This window comes from Chryseobacterium sp. IHB B 17019 (assembly GCF_001456155.1).
Taxonomy (GTDB): domain Bacteria; phylum Bacteroidota; class Bacteroidia; order Flavobacteriales; family Weeksellaceae; genus Chryseobacterium.
Genome location: NZ_CP013293.1, coordinates 3,997,287 through 4,019,536, shown reverse-complemented (window position 1 = coordinate 4,019,536; position 22,250 = coordinate 3,997,287). Strand labels below are relative to the sequence as shown.

Annotated in this window: 23 protein-coding genes; 21 read left to right on the top strand and 2 right to left on the bottom strand. The window is 35.3% G+C overall.

From position 1 onward, the window contains the following. The first annotated feature begins 78 nt into the window (after nt 1-78). The 21 genes from ATE47_RS18615 (at nt 79) to ATE47_RS18515 (ending at nt 18,988) form a co-directional block, all read left to right on the top strand. Nucleotides 79-3,681: an MMPL family transporter gene (locus ATE47_RS18615; protein ID WP_228376295.1), complete on the top strand. Its 3,603-nt coding sequence runs from the start codon at nt 79-81 to the stop codon at nt 3,679-3,681. Nucleotides 3,682-3,723: 42 nt separating this feature from the next. Further along, the gene (locus ATE47_RS18610) at nt 3,724-4,638 is read left to right on the top strand and encodes a hypothetical protein (RefSeq protein ID WP_062163362.1); all 915 of its coding nucleotides are present in this window, start codon (nt 3,724-3,726) and stop codon (nt 4,636-4,638) included. A gap of 1 nt (nt 4,639) precedes the next feature. Then, nucleotides 4,640-5,779 carry a beta-ketoacyl-ACP synthase III gene (locus ATE47_RS18605; RefSeq protein WP_062163361.1) on the top strand — a complete coding sequence of 380 codons (1,140 nt, stop codon included), beginning with the start codon at nt 4,640-4,642 and terminating at the stop codon, nt 5,777-5,779. Then, nucleotides 5,779-6,210, top strand: a complete 432-nt coding sequence (locus tag ATE47_RS18600; RefSeq protein ID WP_062163360.1) for a hypothetical protein — start codon at nt 5,779-5,781, stop codon at nt 6,208-6,210. Before ATE47_RS18605 ends, ATE47_RS18600 begins: the two co-directional genes overlap by 1 nt. 4 nt (nt 6,211-6,214) lie before the next feature. Continuing rightward, on the top strand, nt 6,215-6,658 hold the full coding sequence (locus ATE47_RS18595) for a hypothetical protein (RefSeq protein ID WP_062163359.1): 444 nt from the start codon (nt 6,215-6,217) through the stop codon (nt 6,656-6,658). A 3-nt stretch (nt 6,659-6,661) separates the two neighbouring features. Then, nucleotides 6,662-7,066, top strand: coding sequence for a hypothetical protein (locus ATE47_RS18590; RefSeq protein WP_062163358.1), 405 nt, complete (start codon nt 6,662-6,664; stop codon nt 7,064-7,066). A 92-nt stretch (nt 7,067-7,158) separates the two neighbouring features. Further along, on the top strand, nt 7,159-8,154 hold the full coding sequence (locus ATE47_RS18585; RefSeq protein ID WP_062163357.1) for a BtrH N-terminal domain-containing protein: 996 nt from the start codon (nt 7,159-7,161) through the stop codon (nt 8,152-8,154). Between the two features lie 3 nt (nt 8,155-8,157). Then, nucleotides 8,158-8,916, top strand: a complete 759-nt coding sequence (locus ATE47_RS18580; RefSeq protein WP_062163356.1) for an ABC transporter ATP-binding protein — start codon at nt 8,158-8,160, stop codon at nt 8,914-8,916. After that, on the top strand, nt 8,903-10,174 hold the full coding sequence (locus ATE47_RS18575; protein WP_062163355.1) for an ABC transporter permease: 1,272 nt from the start codon (nt 8,903-8,905) through the stop codon (nt 10,172-10,174). Before ATE47_RS18580 ends, ATE47_RS18575 begins: the two co-directional genes overlap by 14 nt. After that, complete coding sequence (locus ATE47_RS18570) at nt 10,164-10,589, top strand: acyl-CoA thioesterase (protein ID WP_062163354.1); 426 nt, start codon at nt 10,164-10,166, stop codon at nt 10,587-10,589. Before ATE47_RS18575 ends, ATE47_RS18570 begins: the two co-directional genes overlap by 11 nt. Continuing rightward, nucleotides 10,586-11,734 (top strand): beta-ketoacyl synthase N-terminal-like domain-containing protein, encoded by a 1,149-nt coding sequence (locus ATE47_RS18565; protein ID WP_062163353.1) that lies wholly within the window; start codon nt 10,586-10,588, stop codon nt 11,732-11,734. The genes ATE47_RS18570 and ATE47_RS18565 overlap by 4 nt, the downstream gene beginning before the upstream one ends. A gap of 2 nt (nt 11,735-11,736) precedes the next feature. Further along, complete coding sequence (locus tag ATE47_RS18560) at nt 11,737-12,273, top strand: hypothetical protein (RefSeq protein WP_062163619.1); 537 nt, start codon at nt 11,737-11,739, stop codon at nt 12,271-12,273. A gap of 72 nt (nt 12,274-12,345) precedes the next feature. Continuing rightward, nucleotides 12,346-12,603 (top strand): phosphopantetheine-binding protein, encoded by a 258-nt coding sequence (locus tag ATE47_RS18555; protein WP_062163352.1) that lies wholly within the window; start codon nt 12,346-12,348, stop codon nt 12,601-12,603. 84 nt (nt 12,604-12,687) lie between these two features. Then, the gene (locus tag ATE47_RS18550; RefSeq protein ID WP_062163351.1) at nt 12,688-13,887 is read left to right on the top strand and encodes a beta-ketoacyl-[acyl-carrier-protein] synthase family protein; all 1,200 of its coding nucleotides are present in this window, start codon (nt 12,688-12,690) and stop codon (nt 13,885-13,887) included. Further along, nucleotides 13,884-14,945, top strand: a complete 1,062-nt coding sequence (locus ATE47_RS18545; RefSeq protein WP_062163350.1) for a beta-ketoacyl synthase N-terminal-like domain-containing protein — start codon at nt 13,884-13,886, stop codon at nt 14,943-14,945. The genes ATE47_RS18550 and ATE47_RS18545 overlap by 4 nt, the downstream gene beginning before the upstream one ends. A 33-nt stretch (nt 14,946-14,978) precedes the next feature. Further along, nucleotides 14,979-15,734 (top strand): polysaccharide deacetylase family protein, encoded by a 756-nt coding sequence (locus ATE47_RS18540; protein ID WP_062163349.1) that lies wholly within the window; start codon nt 14,979-14,981, stop codon nt 15,732-15,734. Further along, nucleotides 15,727-16,353 carry a LolA family protein gene (locus ATE47_RS18535; RefSeq protein ID WP_062163348.1) on the top strand — a complete coding sequence of 209 codons (627 nt, stop codon included), beginning with the start codon at nt 15,727-15,729 and terminating at the stop codon, nt 16,351-16,353. Before ATE47_RS18540 ends, ATE47_RS18535 begins: the two co-directional genes overlap by 8 nt. After that, a complete protein-coding gene (locus tag ATE47_RS18530) occupies nt 16,319-16,954 on the top strand; it encodes a hypothetical protein (RefSeq protein WP_062163347.1) in 636 nt (211 codons plus the stop codon). Before ATE47_RS18535 ends, ATE47_RS18530 begins: the two co-directional genes overlap by 35 nt. Nucleotides 16,955-16,957: 3 nt before the next feature. Next, a complete protein-coding gene (locus tag ATE47_RS18525) occupies nt 16,958-17,338 on the top strand; it encodes a 3-hydroxyacyl-ACP dehydratase (protein WP_062163346.1) in 381 nt (126 codons plus the stop codon). Then, a complete protein-coding gene (locus ATE47_RS18520) occupies nt 17,335-17,811 on the top strand; it encodes a hypothetical protein (protein ID WP_062163345.1) in 477 nt (158 codons plus the stop codon). The genes ATE47_RS18525 and ATE47_RS18520 overlap by 4 nt, the downstream gene beginning before the upstream one ends. Before the next feature lie 4 nt (nt 17,812-17,815). Continuing rightward, complete coding sequence (locus ATE47_RS18515) at nt 17,816-18,988, top strand: DUF2062 domain-containing protein (RefSeq protein ID WP_062163344.1); 1,173 nt, start codon at nt 17,816-17,818, stop codon at nt 18,986-18,988. A gap of 58 nt (nt 18,989-19,046) precedes the next feature. Here the strand turns inward: ATE47_RS18515 and ATE47_RS18510 are convergent, their stop codons facing one another. Both ATE47_RS18510 and ATE47_RS18505 read right to left on the bottom strand, forming a co-directional pair. Then, nucleotides 19,047-21,059 (bottom strand): CRTAC1 family protein, encoded by a 2,013-nt coding sequence (locus ATE47_RS18510; protein ID WP_062163343.1) that lies wholly within the window; start codon nt 21,057-21,059, stop codon nt 19,047-19,049. 28 nt (nt 21,060-21,087) lie between these two features. Next, a complete protein-coding gene (locus ATE47_RS18505; RefSeq protein WP_062163342.1) occupies nt 21,088-22,182 on the bottom strand; it encodes a hypothetical protein in 1,095 nt (364 codons plus the stop codon). Nucleotides 22,183-22,250 lie beyond the last annotated feature (68 nt).

Genomic DNA, 22,250 nt, shown 5'->3' with positions numbered 1-22,250 from the left:
AATTTGCAAACTTGATTTTACAATGTCATGCATCGCTTCTTTATATTTTTATATTATCTGATCGCTAAAAATAAGCTTTTGTCTGTACTTTTTGCAGTCGGAATAGCTGTTTTATGCGGTTTCTTTGCTTCAAAAATTAATTTTGAAGAAGATATCAATCAGATAATTCCCAAAAATGAAAAATCTGATCTTACGGCAAAAGTATTGAAGCAGCTTAATTTTTCTGATAAAATTATTGTCATTATTGAAAACAAATCCAATGAAGACAGTTTTCTGCTATCGGAAACGGCAGATACTTTTTTAAATAAAATTGAGCCTTTACAAAAATACATCGGCTCTGTTCAGGGAAAAATTAATGACAATGAAATCTCAGAAACTTTCGATTTTGTGAATCAAAACCTTCCCTTATTCTTAGATGAGAACGATTATAAGGAAATTGAAAGGAAACTTCAAAAAGATAGCATTGCAAAACAGGTTGAAAACAATTATGTTTCATTAGTTTCGCCTACAAGCCTGGTAACCAAAGAATTTATTAAAAAAGACCCGCTCGGAATCACTTTTTTAGGGATCAAAAAACTGAATGCTCTTAATGTCAATAAAGATTTCAAGCTTGAAGACAACTATATCGTCACCAAAGACGGCAAAAACCTCCTGCTTTTCCTCGACCCGAAAAATAAAAGCAACGATACCAAAAGCAACGAATACTTTATCAACCAGCTTAATACTATAAAGGACGGAATTAATAAAAAATTCAAAGGAAAAACTGAGATCAGCTATTTTGGTTCGCCGGTCATTGCCGTTGCCAATGCCCAACAGATCAAAAAAGACATTCAAAATACGGTGATGATTTCCATGACGGTACTTTTGATCTTGCTGATCTACTATTTCAGGAACTTTTTTACGCCGATCATTGTATTTTTGCCGACCGTGTTCTCGGTTTTGCTTGCCCTTTTGATCTTGTACTTTATTAAAGATAAAATTTCCGCCATTTCACTAAGTGTCGGCGCCATTCTTATAGGAATTACGATTGATTATGCTCTCCATATTCTTACCCATTACAAGCACAATAATAATATTGAAGAGCTTTACAAAGAAATTACAAAACCTATTATTTTAAGCAGCGTGACGACTGCAGTTTCATTTCTGTGCCTGATTTTTGTGCGTTCGGAAGCGTTGAAAGATCTGGGACTTTTTGCTGCGATTACCGTTATTTTATCCTCAATTACTGCACTGATTATCGTACCTCAACTCTACAAACCAAAGGAAGAAGAACACAGCCCGAAGGCAAATTTTATTGACAAAATAGGTTCTTATCCTTACGAAAAAAACAAACCGTTGATCATTGTCTGTTCAATTATTATTGTGGCATGTATTTTTGGTTTCAGACATGTTGGTTTTAATGAAGATATTGGTGATTTAAATTATATTCCAAAAGATTTAAAAATCAGCGAAGCAAAACTTCAGAAACTTTCAGACATCACTTCAAAATCCATCTACACGATTTCTTACGGGAATTCAGAAGAAGAAGCGTTGGCCAGAAACTCACAATTAAGCCAATTTTTGGAAAAAGAAAAACGAGAAGGGAAAATTTTAAGTTATAATTCTCTTGGAAACGTTGTTTTATCTGAAAAAGATCAACAAAAAAAGATCGAAGCATGGAAAAAATTCTGGGACAACAATAAAAAGAACCGGACAATCTCCGAACTGATTGATAACGGCTCCAGATTCGGGTTCAACAGCTCCGCTTTTGATCAGTTTAATGAAAATTTGAATAAAAATTATACTGCGCTAAGCTTAAAAGACTACTCAGCAGTAAAAGCTTTACAGGTTTCAGAGTTTTTAAGCAACGAAAATGGCTTTTTCACCGTTTCGAATGTCGTAAAAGTTGATGATAAAAAAAGGGATACCTTCATCAAAGATGTTGAAAAAAATCACGATGCTCTTGCGATTGACCGCCAGCAAATGAATGAAAACTTTTTAGGCTTATTAAAAAGAGATTTTAATACTTTAATTAATTATTCTCTTTTAGCGATTATTTTGACGATCATTGTTTTCTTCAGGAATTTTGAGCTTACCATCCTTACCATGTTCCCGATTGTATTGACGGGGGTTGTGACAGCGGGGATTCTGTATTTTTTGGGATTAGAATTAAATATTTTCAGTACGGTAGTTTGTACGCTGGTTTTCGGGGTAGGAGATGATTTCAGTATTTTTCTTACTCAGGCCATGCAAAAGGAACATACTACAGGGAAAAATGAGCTTCCTACTTATAGAATTTCTATTATCCTTGCGGTTTTCACAACTATTCTTTCTATCGGATCACTTGTTTTTGCAAAACATCCGGCATTGCATTCCTTGGCTTTAGTAGCTCTGATCGGGATGTTTTCCGTAATCATTATTACCTCAACTTTATATCCGTTTTGGTTTAGGGTATTAATCATAAACAGGGCAAAAAAAGGACTTTCACCAATTACTTTCAGATTATTATTAAATTCAATTATTTCTTTTCTGTATTATGGATTAGGAGGGATGATATTTTCCGCTATTGGAAGTATTTTCGTGAAAAATTCAAAAGGCAGGACATTAGATTTTATTAAATTAATTTTAGCTAAGTTTTTAACTTCTGTCTTATATTCCAATCCATTTGTAAAGAAAAGAGTCATCAAAAACCCAAAAGAAGATTTCAGCAGGCCGGCGGTAATTATTGCAAATCATACGTCATTTCTTGATACATTGGCTTTGGCGATGAGCAATCATAAGATTATTTACCTGGTGAATGACTGGGTGTACAATTCGCCGGTATTTGGAAAATTGGTAAGGGCTCTGGGTTTCTATCCGGTTTCGCAGGGAATCGAAAACGGAATGGATAAATTGAAAGAAAAAATAGAACAGGGCTATTCCCTGGTTGTCTTTCCGGAAGCAGAACGCTCTTACACAAACGATGTGAAGAGGTTCCACAAAGGGGCTTTTTATCTGGCTGAGCGGTTCGGACTGGACATTTTGCCGCTTTACATTCACGGGAATTCTGAGGTGTTGCCGAAAGGGGACTTTATTATTTATGACGGTGCGATTACAGTAAAAGTTGGAGACAGAATCAACAAGGATGATGTGTCATTTGGTAAAAATTATTCAGAAAGAACCAAAAAAATTAATGCTTATTTCAGAGAAGAGTTTGCGAAATTGAGAAGTAGTCTTGAAGATGAAAATTATTTTAAGAAAAAATTATTTTTAAGTTTCTTATATAAGGATAATGAAGTGGTAAAAGAGATGAAGGAAGATTTCAAAGCCAACAAATCTGCTTATTTTGAATTGAACAGGCATATTCCAAAAGATGCAAACATTTTGCACTTTGCAGATGATTTTGGGCAAAAAGATGTTTTACTTACCCTTCAGGAAGCAGGCAGAAGAATCTTCACATTTATAAAGAATGAAGAGAAAAGAACAATTGCCCAGCAGAATTATATAGTAAAAAGGAGAAAGATTAATTACATAAAAGATCTTACGGAAATTAATAAGAGTATTGACGTTCTTTTGATTTCAGATGAAAATTTTAATAGCGGTGAAATCACGGAATTACCTGAAACCATCGCCCTTCTGAACATTCAGAACAATCCTTTTGAAAATAGGAATTATGAATTAAAATTCAGTTCAGAATCATTAAAAATATTTAAAACCAGATAATAAATAGGAAAAGCATATTTTTGTAAACGCTAAAAAGTATTAATGAAAAAAAATATACTGATTATATATTATTCACAGACCGGCCAGCTGGAGGATATTGTGAAAAATGTTGCCCGTCCTTTTGAAGAAAAAAAGGATGACTATGATGTTACTTTTTACAATATCCAGCTGAAGAAAGAATTTCCTTTCCCTTGGTCCAGTGATGTTTTCTTCAATACATTTCCGGAATCTTACCTGCAGATTCCCAGCGAAATCCTTCCTCCGCCTCAAGAGGTGCTAAACAAAAAGTTTGATCTTATCATATTCGGATATCAGGTTTGGTATCTGACGCCTTCTATCCCGATTATTTCATTCTTAAAAAGCAGCTTTGCGGAAGGTATTTTAAAAAACACACCGGTTGTCACCATTTCCGGAACAAGAAATATGTGGATGCTATCGCAGGAAAAGCTGAAAGTTTATTTAAGAGATTTAAAAGCTAATCTGGTAGGAAATATTGCACTGGTAGACAGACACGACAATTATACAAGTGTATTGACCATCCTTCGCTGGATGACTACCGGACAAAAAGAAAAGTCCGGAATATTGCCCGCTGCCGGAGTTTCGGAGGAAGAAATTTCAGGTTCTGTAAAATATGGCGAGATTATTGAAAGACATTTCGCCAATAATGATTTGAATACTCTTCAGCCGGATCTGATAAAAAACGGAGCTGTGGAGATCAGGCCATTTTTGGTAAGGGTAGAAAAAGTGGGAAACAAAATTTTCACTGTTTGGTCTAATCTCATCATTAAGAAAAAAGAAAAACGACCATTGCTGATCAAATTCTTTAAGGTATATTTGATGGCAGCCATATGGATTATTTCACCGATCGTGTTGGTTTTACACTTGTTGACAACCCCACTTTTTTGGTTTAAAAGAAAAAAACAAAGAGAATATTTACAAGGAATTAATTTAAAATAGAATGAACGACGTATTCATAACAAAAGCATTTACATACTTACCTAATGAACCGGTTTCTAATGACGAGATGGAAACGTATCTTGGCTATATAAACGGCGCTCCCTCAAAAGCAAAGTCTATTATTTTAAGAAACAACAAGATTACTACAAGATATTATGCTTTAGATAAAGAAGGAAACCCAACTCATACCAACGCACAAATCGCAGCCAAAGCTGTGGAAGGGCTTTTTGATGAGAAATTTAAAAAAGAAGATATGGAATTGCTGTCCGTAGGGACTTCTTCTCCGGATCAGATCCAGCCTTCGCATGCTTCGATGGTTCATGGAGAATTGGATATGAATAAGTCTCTCGCCATCAATACCGCATCAGGTCTTTGTAATTCCGGAATGAATGCTTTGAACTACGGATTCCTTTCTGTAAAAGCAGGAGTTCATAAAAATGCAGTCTGTGTTGGCTCTGAAAGAATGTCTGCATGGATGACTGCAGATAAATTCAACCATGAGGCAGAAAACCTGATCTTATTGGAAGAAAGACCGATCATCGCCTTCAAAAGAGAATTTTTAAGATGGATGTTGTCTGACGGGGCGGGTGCATTTTTATTGGAAGGACAGCCACGAGAAAACGAAGTTTCCTTAAAAATAGAATTTATAGACTTCTATTCCTATGCTCACGAAATCGAAGCGTGTATGTATGCAGGGACAGAAAAGCAAGAAGACGGAAGCTTAAAATCTTGGGCAGATTATCCTTCTGACGAATGGTTGAAGCAATCAATTTTTGCATTAAAACAAGACACGAAAGTTTTAGATAAATATATTTTGGTAAAAGGCGCAGAAAGTTTGAGATCATCTTTCGACAAGCACAACCTTGATCCGGATACTGTGGACCACGTTTTGGCTCATATTTCTTCAGGATATTTTAAAGAAGGCTTAAAAGACGAATTTGCCAAAGTAGGATTGGATTTCCCTTGGGAAAAGTGGTTCTACAACCTTTCTGAGGTTGGAAACATCGGTGCAGGTTCTATTTTCATCGCCCTGGAACAATTAATGAATTCCGGAAAGTTGAAAAAAGGAGAAAAAGTACTTCTTTGTGTTCCGGAAAGTGGAAGATTTGCTTATTCTTGTGCTTTATTAACGGTTTGCTAATGGAAAACAAACTGCCAACATCTGATCAAAATTTTGTGGAAAGTTTAATTCCGCAGCGATTTCCTTTCGTAATGGTAAACAGCATTACGGATTATTCTGAAAATCATTTGATTTCAGGTTTTGAAATAAAAGAGGAAAACATTTTTGTTCAGAATAGAGTTTTTCAGGCTTCAGGCTTGGTGGAACATCAGGCACAGAGTGTAGCTTTACATACCGGATACAAATTTTATCTGTTAGGTAAAGAAGCTCCAACAGGCTACATCGGTGCTATTAAAACTTTTGAGGCAACGGCATTACCGGAATTGGGAGATCAATTGACATCAGAAATTTCTATCCTCAATGAATTGATGGGAGTAACGCTGGTAGATGTCGTGACAAAGGTAAATGATGAGATTATTGCAAAATCTCAAATGAAAACTGTTATAATGTAAAGCAATGGAAATCAAGGAAGAACATATCATCAACATGCACAATTTTCTGCCACATCGCGAGCCGATGCTTATGGCGGATCATATTTTGGAACTGACCAAAGAAAAAGTTGTGACTTCCTTTGAAATCAAAGAAGATAATATTTTTGTTCATAATAATGAGTTTACAGAAGTTGGTTTAATTGAAAATTCTGCGCAGACCTGTTCATCCATTTTCGGGCAAAGTTTCTTCGAAAATCCTGAAGCAGACACAAAAGTGATCGGTTTTATTACCAATATCAAAAAAATTGAAGTTTTCGCCTTGCCGAAAGTCGGTGATAAAATCATTTCAAAAGCGTCATTGATTTCGCAGTTTGAAAACATCTGCAATATCTTTTGTGAGACTTTTAATAATGATGAATTATTAATAAGAGCTGAAATAAATTTGTTTATTCAAGAAGTAAAGCACTAACTAATGAAAAAGCAAGACCTTCCTCAAGACGAGAGCAATCTGAAATCAGCCAACATGACCGAAGTGTTGTATGTGACTGATGAAAACGATAATTACACCACCGCCAACAGCATTGGTTGGGAAGCCAAAAAAGCAGCTTTGGAGGAATCCATGGAGCTGATTAATGAGAGAATTGAAGAAGCAAAACAAAATGTTGCCAATAATATAGTAAGTCCTATCATTTATTTCATGGAACTGAATAAAATGGATTTACAGGTTCTTTCAGCCTATGTCGGAATGTGGCAATGGCGTGTAAAAAGACACGCAAAACCAAAAATATTTAAAACACTAAGCGAATCCGTACTGAAAAAATATGCCGATGCATTCGGAATTTCAGTGGATGAATTAAAAAACTTCGACGGAAAATAGAATTATTAAAATAAACAGAGTTTGTCATTCTGAGGAACGAAGAATCTCAACAAAATAAATTTATTTTCCAGATATAAAGACAAAAGTTAAAAATGAAACTCAATTTTGAACACCATCAGACCGCACATTGCGAAAACGGTGTCGCCTCTAATTTATTATTAAACAAAGGTTTAAAGCTCAGCGAGCCTATGATTTTCGGAATCGGTTCCGGATTATTCTTTGTGTATTTACCTTTTTTAAAAGTAAATTTTGCACCCGGTTTTAGTTACAGGCCAATGCCCGGAGCTATTTTCAGCAAAGCAGCAAAAAGACTGGGAATTAAAATTAAAAGAGTAAAATTTTCAAATCCTCAGGAGGCTCAAAAAGCCCTTGAAAAAAACCTTGAAAACAATATACCGACAGGACTTCAGGTGGGAGTTTTCAACCTGACTTATTTCCCTGAAGAATATAAATTCCATTTCAATGCCCACAATTTGGTGGTTTATGGAAAAGAAAACGGAAGATTTTTAATCAGTGATCCCGTAATGGATTACACCACTTCTCTCTCAGAAGCAGAACTTGAAAAAGTGAGATACGCCAAAGGTGCACTTCCTCCAAAAGGCCACATGTACTATCCTACCTACATTCCCGAAAATGTAAATCTCGAAGAAGCCATCAAAAAAGGAATCAAAGATACCTGTAAAAATATGCTGGCTCCGGTTCCACTTATTGGGGTAAAAGCCATGAGATGGGTGGCCAGAAGTATCCCGAAATGGGCAGAAAAGAAAGGCACAAAAGTGACCAATCATTACTTAGGGCAATTGATCAGGATGCAGGAAGAAATCGGGACCGGTGGCGGTGGTTTCAGGTTTATTTATGGAGCTTTTCTACAGGAAGCATCAGTTATTCTTAAAAATGATGAGCTAAAGGAATTGTCTAAAGAAATCACGGCAATCGGTGATCTTTGGAGAGATTTCGCAGTAGATATTGCACGGGTTTATAAAAACAGAAATTCAAAAAGTAATATTTACAATGAACTTTCAAAATCAATGCTTCATATTGCAGATCTGGAAGAAGCTTTTTATAAAAAATTGAGAAAAGCTATCTAAATCATGGCAGAGAATATTATTGAGATTAAAAATCTATATAAAAAATACAAAAATGCAGAAGATTTTTCTGTAAATGATATTACTTTGAATATCGAAAAGGATGAGATTTATGGAATCCTCGGCCCCAATGGAGCAGGAAAAACTACTTTGATTTCCATGCTTTCCGGATTGATAAAACCGACCTCAGGGACATTTAAAATTAATGGATTATCTCCTCAAAAAGACGGCTATAAATTAAGACAAATTATCGGAATTGTTCCTCAGGAATACGCTTTATACCCAACCCTTACAGCCAGAGAAAACTTAATGTTTTTCGGAAGCCTGTATGGTTTAAGCCATAAAAAACTAAGAAACGCCATCGACGAATCTTTGGAAATCATGGGATTGTCAAAATTCGCTGATAAAAAAATAGAACAGTTTTCGGGAGGGATGAAACGCCGTTGCAACCTTATTGCCGGAACACTTCACAACCCAAAAGTTTTGTTCCTGGACGAACCCACAGTTGGCGTTGACGTTCAATCTAAAAAAGTAATTATTGATTTCTTGCAGGAATTAAACAAAAACGGGACTTGCATCATTTATACCTCCCATCACCTTTCGGAAGCGGAAGAGTTTTGTACTAAAATTGCGATTATCGATCGAGGAAAAATCCACGCCATAGGAACACCCGAAGAACTGGTGACAAGAGTGGCCAGCGCCGAAAACTTGGAGGATGTTTTCATTTCATTAACCGGAAAAGAATTAAGAGATGTTGTTGTATAAACTGTGGAGAAGCTTCGTTAAAGAAATCCTTTTACTGAAAAGAGATATCGGAGGAATTGTGATTATTTTCGTAATGCCTTTATTGTTGATCGTCACGATTACATTGATTCAGGATTCTACTTTTAAAAATCTTGAAGGTTCAAAAATCCCGATTATTTTCATTGATAAAGATAAAGCTGAGGTTTCAAAAAGCATCAAAAAAGAGCTTGAAAACAGCAAAACGTTCCAGCTTTTGACCAATTATAATGAAAAATCAGCTCAAAATGCAGTTTTTTCAGGTGATTATCAGATGGCCATCGTCATTCCGGAAAATTTAACGAAAGATTTAAATTCAAATATTGATTCTAAAGTTCAGGCAATCGTCAGTTCGTTCGGAATTGAAACCGATTCTGCCTCGGCCAAAAAGAAAGTTGATATAAAAGCCAAAGACATTCATTTGTATTTTGACCCTGCTACCAATGCCGGATTCAAAAACTCCGTGATGAATTCCGTGAATAAAATGGTTTTTGAAATCGAAAATAAAAAGATTTACAAAGCTTTCCAGGACCAATTGGGAACCACGGAAAATCTTGAAGAAAATAAAAATTTAATAAGCTTTAAAGAAATCACTCCGAAAAAAGGAGCGACGGAAATCATTCCGAACTCTGTTCAGCACAACGTTCCCGCTTGGGCGCTGTTTGCAATTTTCTTTATCGTTGTACCTTTATCTATTAATTTAGTTAAAGAAAAAAGCCAGGGAACGAGCGTAAGGGTAAGAATCAGCCCAACTCCATATTTTGTGCATATTTTAGGGAAAACATTTACCTATCTTATTATCTGTATCGTTCAGTTTTTGCTGATGGTTGCAGTAGGAATTTACCTTTTCCCTTATATGGATCTGCCACAGTTTGATGTGACAGGAAAAATGTTTCATTTGATTATTGTTACCATTTTTGCAGGTTTGGCAGCGATTGGTTTCGGGGTTTTATTGGGAACAATTGCCGATACTCAGGAACAATCTGCGCCGTTTGGAGCAACTTCCGTTGTTGTTTTGGCAGCCATCGGAGGAATTTGGGTTCCGGTATTTTTAATGCCGGATTTTATGCAGACCGTCGCAAAATTTTCCCCGATGAATTGGGGGTTAAATGCTTATTACGACATCATTTTAAGAAACAGCGGAATCGGAGGAATCGCCAAAGAACTCGCTTTATTATTTTTATTTTATCTTGCAGTGGTATCCATTTCACTATTCTACGAAAGAAAACAAAATGCAGTCTGAAAAAAACATATTAAGTTGCACGGAAGAAATCCGCGTAAGATTCAATGAGACAGATCCTTTGGGAATCGTCTGGCATGGGCATTACATCGTGTATTTCGAGGATGGCAGGGAAGCTTTCGGGCGCGAACATGGGTTGACCTATCTTGATATTCAAAAGGCTGGTTACGTTACACCTATTGTAAAAAGTACATGCGAACATTTTCTTCCTTTAAAATACGGAGAAACCTTTAAGATTGTAACGACTTTCGTGAATTCCACTTCAGCGAAATTAATTTACCGATACGAGCTTTTTAACGAAAACAATAAATTAGTCTGTTCCGGAGAAACTATTCAGGTTTTCTTGGATTCTGATAATAATTTATGCCTGTATAATCCTGAGTTTTTTCAAGCTTGGAAAGATAAAATGGGATTATGAGAAAAGAAGTTTACATAACAGATTATAACTGCGTCACTCCTTTAGGTTTTGATGTTTCTTCCAATTGGAATGCTCTTTTAGAAGGAAAATCAGGTGTAGCTTTACATAAAGTTATCGAAAATCATGACTCGTTTTTCGCTTCAATGATTGATTCTGAAAAACTGGAAAACGAGTTTCAAAAGCACTTTGAGAATCTTAATTTCACCAGACTGGAAAAAATGTTTTTGTTAAGTCTAAAACCTTTAATTGAAAGACATAACATCACAGAAGAAACCGCATTTATTTTATCGACAACAAAAGGAAATATCAGTTTATTAAAAAATCAGACGACTTTGCCGGAAGGGGTTTTTCTTTCAAGCTTAGCACAAAAAATCGCTGATTTTTTCGGATTTAAAACAAAACCTATTGTTGTTTCTAACGCCTGTGTTTCGGGAGTAATGGCGATTGCTGTTGCGAAAAACATGATTCAAGCCGGAAAATATAAAAATGCTTTCATTGTTGCAGGCGATGAGATTACAGAATTTGTGATTTCAGGATTTAATTCTTTTCAGGCAATTGGAACTGAACCTTGCAAACCTTATGACAAAAACCGAAACGGAATAAATATTGGCGAAGCAACGGCAGCAGTTTATATTACTTGTCATTCTGACGAAGGAAGAATCTCACAAAACGAAAAATTTAGTTTTAAAGTTTTGGGAGACTCAGCCATCAACGATGCGAACCATATTTCCGGGCCATCAAGAACGGGTGAAGGATTGTTTGCAAGCATCAAAAATGCAATGACAGAAGCTAAAGTTTCAGCAGAACAGATTGATTTCATTTCTGCTCATGGAACGGCAACAATATACAACGACGAAATGGAAGCCATCGCTTTCAACAGAATGGAATTACAGCATGTTCCTTTAAACAGCATGAAGGGCTTTTACGGACACTGTTTAGGCGCATCCGGTTTATTGGAAAGCATTATCTCCATGGAAAGTGCACTTCACGGAACTTTAATTTCATCTAAAAACTTTGAAGAACCGGGAATTTCCCAACCTTTGAATATCATTAAAGAAAATCAACCTGCAAAAATCAAATATATTTTGAAAACAGCTTCAGGTTTTGGTGGGTGTAATGCAGCAATTGTTTTAGAAAAATGTTAACAATGAAGACAGACATTTGCACCATAGAAAATTCAACAATTATCGTAAATAATGAGATTATTTTTGAAAGTCAAACCGAAATATTTTCAGAGTTTGCAAAAGAAGCTTATAAAAGTTTAGAACTAAATTACCCTAAGTTTCACAAAATGGATAATTTGAGTAAGCTTGCTTTTTTGGCTTCAGAAGTGATACTGAAAGATGATGACCACTGCAGAACAGCGTTGGTTTTTGCTAACAAATCATCAAGTTTAGACACCGATTTTAAATATCAGGAAAGCATCAATTCTCAGGAAAATTATTTCCCAAGTCCTGCCGTTTTTGTGTATACTTTACCGAATATATGCGTGGGTGAAATCAGTATCAAACATCAAATGCAGACAGAGAATGCTTTTTTTGTTTTGGATGAATTTGATGAAAATTTTTTAAACGATTACTCAGCCCAGATTTTACAGTCCGGAAAGGCTGATAAAGTATTGTGTGGCTGGGTAGAACTCTATCAGGAAAGTTATAAAGCTTTTGTATATTTGCTAACTTTATAAATGTAACAATATAACAGTGAAAAATGTAACAATCTTAATTGGAAACTGTTACATTGGAAAATAAAAGAAATTATGGAAAACTTAAGAGAAGAATTAAAGCACAAAATTATCGAAGTTCTTAACCTTGAAGACGTTGCAATAGAAGAAATCAAAGATACAGATCCATTATTCGGGGGAGGCCTTGGATTGGATTCTATCGACGCTCTTGAATTAATTGTTCTTCTTGATAAAGAATATGGAATAAAATTAGCCGATCCTAAAAAAGGAAAGGAAATTTTCGCATCTATTGACACAATGGCGAAATTTATTGAAGAAAACAGAACAAAATAAAATAATATACCAATGTATCAATGTAACAGTCTAGCAATTAATTGGTAAACTATTACATTGTTAAATTGTTACATTTTATATAAAATGAGTCAAAAAATTGCCATAACCGGAATGGGAATCATTTCCTCCATTGGAAACAATGTAGAGGAAAATTTTCTTTCGCTGCAATCTGGTAAACACGGAATTTCAGACATTCAATTGTTTGAAACCCGTCACGCCGGAAATATTAAAACAGGCGAAATAAAATTGTCTAATGAAGAATTGGTCCAAAAACTTCAGCTTTCTGAAGACAACAATGTGACGAGAACCGCTTTATTAGGCATGGTTGCTGCAAAAGAAGCTGTACAAAGCGCCGGAATTTCGGATATTAATGAATATAAAACAGGCTTGATTTCCTCAACAAGCGTTGGCGGAATGGACATCACTGAAAAATATTTTTATACCTACGAAGATTTCCCTGAAAAGCAAAAATATATCGACTCTCACGATGCCGGAAATTCCTCATTGGCGATTGCGGATTTTCTTGGCTTAAAAGGCATGGTTTCTACCATCAGTACAGCCTGTTCATCTGCTGCAAATGCCATTATGATGGGTGCAAAACTGATTAAAAACGGTGTTTTGGACCGCGTAATTGTTGGTGGAACGGATTCACTTTCAAAGTTTACTCTGAATGGATTTAACACGTTGATGATTCTTACCGATTCTTACAACACCCCTTTTGATAATGACAGAAAAGGCCTGAATTTGGGTGAAGCAGCCGCTTTCCTTATTTTGGAATCCGACGAAATTGTTAAAAAAGAAAATAAAAAAGTTCTCGGTTATCTTTCAGGTTATGGAAATGCGAATGATGCCCATCACCAAACCGCTTCTTCTGAGAACGGACAAGGTGCCTATTTAGCAATGGAAAAAGCCTTAAAAGTTTCAGGTTTACAAAAGGAAAACATCGATTATATCAATGTTCATGGAACAGCAACTCCAAATAATGATTTATCAGAAGGTATTGCAATGATCAGAATTTTTGGTGAAAACAATGTCCCTGAATTCAGTTCTACGAAAGCGTTTACAGGTCACACTCTGGCGGCGGCGGCGGGAATTGAGGCTGTTTATTCGATTTTAGCAATGCAAAATAATGTCATTTTTCCAAACTTGAATTTTAAAACAAAAATGGAAGAATTTGATTTGACGCCTGTTACAGAATTGAAAGAGAAAAATATTAATCATGTGCTTTCCAATTCATTTGGATTTGGAGGAAATTGTTCAACTTTAATTTTCTCAAAATCATGAGTGTAGTTTACATCAACAGTGCAGCCTGCATCTCTATTCAGGACACTTTAAACGCTCAATTCTTTCAAAATCTTAAGTCTGAGAATTTCACTCAGATTGTAAAAGCTATTGAACCGAATTACAAAGAATTCATTCCGCCAACCATGAGCAGAAGAATGTCTAAAACAGTGAAAATGAGCTCGGTAGCATCACACTTCGCATTAAAAGAAGCAGGAATTGAAAAGCCAGACGCGATTATTGTAGGAACCGGAATGGGCTGTTCACAGGATTCTGAAAAGTTCTTGAAAAATGTTCTTGAAAATAATGAAGAATTTTTGACTCCGACTTATTTTATTCAATCCACTCACAATACGGTTGCAGGGCAAATTGCTTTGGGACTGCAATGTCACGCTTATAATTTCACCTATGTAAACACTTCTTCGGCCCTTGAGTTTTCGTTTTTGGACGCAAAGCTTCAAATTAATGACGGAGAAGCTGACAATATTTTGGTAGGTTCTACAGACGAACAAACCGACAGAACAATGGCGTTGTATAAATTAAACAATACCATCAAAAAAGATGAAAATTTTCCCGTTGACTACTTACATTCAACAACGGATGGAGTTATCTGGGGTGAAGGTGCAAGTTTTTTTGTCTTAGGAAAAAATAAAACAGAGAAATCTTACGCACAATTGAAAGATATTAAAATTAGCAGTAGATTAGATGTAGCAGAAACTCAACAATTTATTGAAGATTTTTTAGCTAAAAATGATTTAACTAATAATCATATTGACGCTGTAATTTTAGGCTTCAGTGGAGATGCAAAGTCTGATGTTTATTATACGGAAATAATGGATTTATTTAATGATTCTGCGTTGTTGTATTACAAACATTTAAGTGGAGAATTTAATACAGCAAGTGGTTTTTCTACATTTATGGCTTGTCATATTCTTAAAAATCAAGAGATTCCGGAAGTGATGATGATTAATACTGTCAAAAAAGAAGGTATTAAAAATATCCTACTGTATAATCATCTTGGAGGAAATGATCATAGTTTGGTTTTGTTGGAGAAGGCTTAAATATTTTAACCAAAACTCAAAAACAACTTAAAGATGAAACACTACCCGTTTATTCTATTTTATCTTTTCTGTAATGTATTTGTTTATGCATTTCATGGGAGTGTTTGGGTGTATTTGTTTTGTTTTTTTGCGTTTTCAGCGGTAGTAGTTTGGGGTTCTTTTGATATCACATTAGGCTATTTTATTAATAATATTACTCATAAAAGAACAAAGATCAAGGAAGTAGCATTGACTTTCGATGATGGACCCACTGAATTTACTCCGAGATTTTTAGATATTTTAAAAGAAAATCAGGTAAAAGCAACCTTTTTCTGCATCGGAAAACAGATTGAAAAACATCCTGAAATATTCCAAAGGATTATCAATGAAGGCCATATCATTGGAAATCATACCCTTTCACATTCAAATAATACCGGATTTTTGTCAACTTCAAAAATGGTTGAAGAAATTGAAAAATGTGATGAGATTATCTCTAAAACCGGAAAAATTAAAACAGATTTGTACCGGCCTCCATTCGGAGTTACCAACCCGAATATTGCAAAAGCGATTAAGAAAACCCACAAAAAAAGTATCGGATGGAATGTCCGTTCTTTAGACACGATCATAGAAGATGAGAAAAAAATTTACCGAAAAGTAACAAAAGGATTAAAAAAAGGAAGTATAGTTCTTCTTCACGATACTTCGGAAAAAACGTATAATGTTTTGGTAGATTTATTGCTATTTTTGAAGGATAAAAAATATTCGACTTTTACAATTGATACAATTACAAATTCAAAGAAAAATGATTAAAAATATTGCTTTTGGGGCATTTTTATTAGTTTCCAGTCTCTTTTTTGCTCAAAATACAGCAATGTCCGGAGCAGAGGCAAAAGCATTCGTGACAAAAATTTCATCCGAAACAAAGCAGATAAAAACATTGCAAAGTGATTTTACCCAAACCAAAAAAATGGACTTTTTGGATAAAAACATTGTTACTCATGGGAAAATGTCTTTAAAATCCCCGAATATGTTGAGCTGGAAGTACACAAAACCTTATCAATACAGCATTGTTTTTAAGGAAAATAAAATTTTCATTAACGATCAGGGTAAAAAATCTTCCGTTGATGCAAAAAGTAAAACCTTTGAAAAGATTAATAAATTAATTGTCGGCAGCTCAAACGGGCAGATGTTCAACGATCCGGAATTTTCTGTGAGCTATTTTAAAAATGCGAATTTTAATATTGCAAAATTTACTCCTAAATCTACACAATTACTGAAATATATTAAGCAAATTGAACTTCATTTTCCTAAAAACCAGTCAACGGTTTCACAGGTAAATATGACGGAAGCTTCGGGGGATACTACCAATATTGTTTTTAAAAACACAAAAATCAATGCGTCGATTCCTGCTTCAGAGTTTTCTTTATAGTTTAGTTTTTCTGCTGTTTCTTTCGTGTAAAACATACAAGCTTACGGGTGTAAAACCTACTCCAAACTTTGAGAAAACAGTTGAAAACTTATACTTTTCATCCAATGAAGATTATGTTTATAAATGCCAAATGGATATTTATAAAAATCACGTAAGTGGAATTCTTATTATTAAAAAAATCAACGAAACGACTCACCGTGTTGTATTAACATCTGATTTTGGAAATAAATTAATCGATTTTGAAATTTCAAAGGATAATTTTACATTGAATTATGTTCTTCCCGATTTAGATAAAAAAATTGTCATTAATTTTTTAAAGGATGATTTCCAACAGCTTTTAAAGCAGAAATATCCTGTGAATGAAAGTTTTGAAAACGAAAAATTTAAAATTTATCTTTCAAAAATTGATAAGAAAACTTATTATTTATTTTTCAACAAAGAAAATAATTTGCTGAATCAAATTATATATACAAAAAACAATAAGGAAAAAATCGATTTTACTTTTGATGCAAAAAAACATATCTTCGCGGATAGTTTAAATCTTCAGCACAAAGATTTCAAAATCAACATAAAATTATTTCAAATCACTGAAACAGAGTAATCTATGCAAACAATTCTTACAGATTTTTATATTTTACAGTCTTATGAACAGACAGAGAACGGGGGTTTCGTTGCCAATATCAGCTTAAATAAAGATCATGATATTTTCAAGGGTCATTTTCCTGGAAATCCTGTGACTCCGGGAGTTTGTATGATGCAGATTGTAAAGGAACTTTCTGAAGAGTTTACAGGGTTAAAATTATTCTTAAAATCAGCTTCTAATGTGAAATTTATGGCGATTATCAATCCATTTGAAACACCGGACCTGAAACTTCAACTGGATATTACTCAAACGGAAAACGAAGTTAAAGTAAAAAACATCACGTCTTTTGGCGAGACAATTGCATTAAAAATGTCAGTTAACTATCAAAAATTGACAATATGAAACTTATTTTATCTTTCTTAACGGTATTTTTTTTATTCTTTCAAACAGGTCTTGATGCATTAAGAAACAGCTATGCAAAAGCAAATTCCTCCAATGCAAATACAGAAGCTTTCATTAATATCGCAGAAAAACAATCAGGTTCTGATGTGGTGACAAACGGTTACAAAGCCGCTGCAAAGATTATGGAAGCAAAAATTGCCAAACAAAACAGAAAATCTCTTGTAAAATCCGGCGCAACAACCCTTGAAAGTATTATTAAAAATAATCCTAATAATATCGAATTAAGATTAATAAGATTAAGTATTCAGGAAAATATTCCGAAAATCGTAGGATACAGAGGAAGCCTTAAAGATGACAAGACATTTATTTTAAATAATTACGGCAAGCAAAATGCTACCATGAAAAATTATATTAAAAGATTTGCAGCACAATCTAAAACCATCACGGACACAGAAAGAGCAACATTAAAATAAACCAATGACCCTGCCTGAAGTACAGAACGCGATTTCAGAAAAGAAAATCTGTGTTTTAATACCTACTTACAACAACGAAAAAACCCTGAAAAGGGTGATTGACGGTGTCTTGGATTATACCGGAAATATTATTGTTGTAAACGACGGCTCTACCGATTCTACATTGGAAATTTTAAATCATTATCCTCAAATAACGGTAATTAATTTACCTGAAAACAAAGGAAAAGGCAATGGATTGAAAACCGGATTCAGAAAGGGGAAAAAATTGGGGTACAATTACGCTATAACCATCGACTCAGACGGACAGCATTATCCGGATGACATTCCTGTTTTTGTAGAAGCCCTAGCCCATGAAGAGCAGGATGTTTTACTGATCGGAAACCGGAATATGTCTCAAGACGGGATTCCAAAGAAAAGCAGTTTCGGGAACCGTTTTTCCAATTTTTGGTTTTGGTTTGAAACAGGAATTAAGCTGGAAGACACCCAATCCGGGTACAGATTATATCCTTTACACAAAATCCCGAAAAAATATTTTACACCGAAATTCGAGTTTGAGATTGAAATTATTGTAAGAACTGCATGGCGACACGTACCTGTGAAAAATGTTCCTATCAAGGTTTTGTATGATCCCGCAGAAAGAGTTTCGCATTTCAGGCCTTTCAAAGATTTTACGAGGATCAGTATTCTGAATACGATTTTGGTGACAATCACTTTGCTGTACATTATTCCGAGAAATTTCGTGAATAATTTCAAAAAAAAAAGCATTAAAAAATTTATAAAAGAGGACGTTCTGGAAAGTGACGGAACCAATCGTACCAAAGCATTTTCTATTGCATTGGGTGTTTTTATAGGATTTTCTCCTTTTTGGGGATTTCATACTTTACTGGTGATATCTTTGGCCGTACTTTTTAAGTTGAATAAAATCTTGGCTTTTGTAGCTTCAAATGTGAGCCTACCGCCATTTATTCCTTTTATTATTGCGGCTTGCCTGTTTTTGGGCGCACCTTTTGTTCATGGTGACAGTAATATTCTGAGTCAGGATCTGAATTTTGAACTGGTGAAAAATAATCTCCTCCAATATGTGATCGGAAGTGCTATTTTAGCAACAACCATGTCCGCGATTGCAGGGATTGCGACTTTTCTTTTTTTGAATAAAGTAAGCCCGGAAAACGATTAACTTCAAAAAAACTGCAAAGCCTTTCGACCTTGCAGTATTATGTTATTTTAAATTAAAATTATTTCTTCGTTACTTTCTGAGAATATGTTTTACCGTTTTTATCAATTAAAACTAATAGATAATTACCGGAATTCAATTGCTTAATAGAAATTGAGTTTTGTTCTACCTTGGCTTGTAAGACTATTCTACCGGTCATTTCATATACTTTGGCTTCCTGTGGAGTGAAATTATTTTTAGCTTTAAAATAGATAATATCAGAAGCAGGATTCGGGTAAATTGTGAATATTTCCTGGGTATCGTGAATTTCTTCTGTTCCTAAGAATGTTCCTTCCACTACGTTTAATGTTGTATTCGGGGCTACATTAAAGATGGTATCTACAATGCCTGAAGGCCATTTTACCACCACTTTTGTGATAGCTGTTGCTTGGCCAATCCCGAAATGCACATTTAATGTATTCATATTTCTGAAGCCTATCCCACTTTGCACGTCACGGATCTGTTTTCCCCAAGCTCCGTAGATCTCTACCCTTGCCCCAATTCCATTTCGGTTACTTTGGGTTCCTTTTAGGGTAATTTTCAGCCACTTATTGGTATTTCCGTTATTGATCATGATTTGACCTTCATTTTGGATATCCAGAAAACCATCATTATTAAAATCTCCGATCGGCCTGTTATTATAGTTTAAATTATACTGACTGGCATTCGGAACAAATGTAAGATCACCATTTCCAAACATAATGGTATTTCCTGCTCCTAATACGTCCAGGAATCCGTCATTATCAAAGTCATAAGCTACATATTCCCTACTCAATGCAGAAACGGCGTCATATCCCGAACCTACAGAAACATCCGTAAATGTTCCATTACCATTGTTTTTCATGACTTTACTTAAGCCATTATTCGTAGAATTAATTCCAACGACTGCATCCATCCAACCGTCGTTATTAAAATCTCCCCACGCAGAAGACCATGTCTGTACCGGGTTGTTCATGTTTGCTGTCGCAGCAACATTGGTGAAAGTTCCGTTGCCATTATTTCTATGCAGCTCATCAATATTCCCTCCGGGACCTGATCCTCCACCGCTGCATTTAGCAATATATAAATCCTGGTCTCCATCATTATCATAATCCATCCAAATCGAGCCATAATTCCCTCCGGAAGGGAAATCTCCCAATCCTCCCTGGTTATGATTCATATTGGTTCCGTCGTTAATATAATATCTGTTCGGGCCATTGTCGTCACATACAAAAGCATCTAATTTTCCATCATTATTAATATCGATAAAATTGGTGCGCTGTACCAGGAAAGACTGAGGTTTTCTGTCGACTGTAAAGGCTGTTCCGTCTGCATTAGCTTTCAAAAAGGTGATTCCGCTTCCGGAACCATACACAAGATCATTAAAGCCGTTATTGTCATAATCTCCCGCAGCAATACTCCAGGATGGCGGTATTATGGTATTGGGAGTGGTATAAGAAACACTGTTGAATCCTCCACCAGCTTGTTGATAGGCAATAACAAGAGAAGTATTATTAACCACAGAAACTATGTCATCCAGGTAATCCCCGTTCATATCCACCACACAATGATTGTAATCACCCGGTGCATTTATGGGTTGTGAAGTAAATGAAATCCTGTTGATTCCCGGTGCTGCTTCGGAGAGTGTAATATTGAAGCCCTCAGAAGAATATCTATTATCAAATACAATATAATAGGTAGTTCCTGCAATGGCATTAAAAGACACTTGTGAAAATGTTCCGGAAAAGTCATCATTAGCGGCAACACAGCTTAGAGCTGTGCAACTTCCGTTAAAAACCATTAACCTTGTATCAGGACTTTGTGCCGCAGCTGAAGTAAAAACTGTAACGGTTTTATCCTGCGTCGCAATATATTTATACCACAAGCCTTTTGTACCGGGTAGCCCCAAAGAGCAAGCCGATGCGGGCGGAGTTCCTGTAATATTCGGGGCTGTTGTGGTCCCGGGAACTAATGCGATGGCCGTAGCACATGTTAATTGTGCAAAGCCCCATGTTATATTCAATAATAAAACAAAAAGGGATAATATTTTTTTCATGGTTATTAATTTGGTCGTTATTAATTTTTTACGGACAGTTTTGATTTAATGTACTGATCCACTGTTTTAAAAGTTGTACGCCTTCATCATGAACAACTGTTCTTCCGAGCAAAGGCATTCTGTTGCTTTCATCAGTAGAAGTAAGCCTGAAGTGCATCACTGACTTGTTAGGATTTCCGGGAGTGATAATTCTTTCCAACGACGGATCAATAGGCTCATCTGCCATAATACAAACTCCCATTTTCGCGAAGTTGGCTGTCTGGGTGAAACTTAAACGTATGGCGCGATAATCACACCTTGCATTTTCCTGATGACAATGGGCACAGTTAATATCAAGATAAGAACGTAGGCGAATATCCAAAGGCTTGCTTGTATCATTATAATTGACTGTAGAAACTATATTAGAAGGATAACTTTGAAGATATCCTTCATCCACTAATTTCTGTAATTGATTTTTCAAACCGTTGGGATAGTTGTACGTTATGTTCAGGTTTTGTGGTTTTACGCCAATGGGAACAGGTTTGTTGTCAAGTTTGTGACATGCATAACATTCTGTTTCAGAAGGAATTCTATAATCTGTTGTGATCACATCTCCATTATCTTTTTTGAAAGTAATATTTTTAGAACTGCCGCTTGTAAAATCACTTCCGGTAACGAGCTCGGCTTCTGTCTGAGCATCATTCCAAAGGTATTCTGCGAAAATCCAACCGCTGGATTTCTTAATCATCAAACGGGTTTCGATGATTTTAGCAGTATTACCAGGCTGAATTGTATTGTAATAGAAATTCTTAATGAGAACCGTCCCTACAGGGAAATTCAGTGATTTGTCATCTGCCTCATAACTTGCTTTTATACCTTCCGGCATCCAGATAAATCTCTTTTTTGAGGCATAGTCCGTAAAAAGCGAGCTGGCCGGTTCATAAGGAATCACCCTCGAGACAGGGTTTAGGTTTTTAATATCACCCTTAAAAAAAGCATAAGTGGAGAGTTTGGAATAAGGAACAGCATCAATATTAAAGTTGACAAAGGAACTTTCAGGTTCAACACCTCCTATTTGTTCGTCACTTTTACATGAAAACAGCATCAGGAAACAAAAAACAGAGAATAAGTAAATTTTCTTCATTCATTTAATAATTAAAAAAACGAAGTTAAATAATAAATCTACATTTTGCCAAAATTTTGCTAATAAAA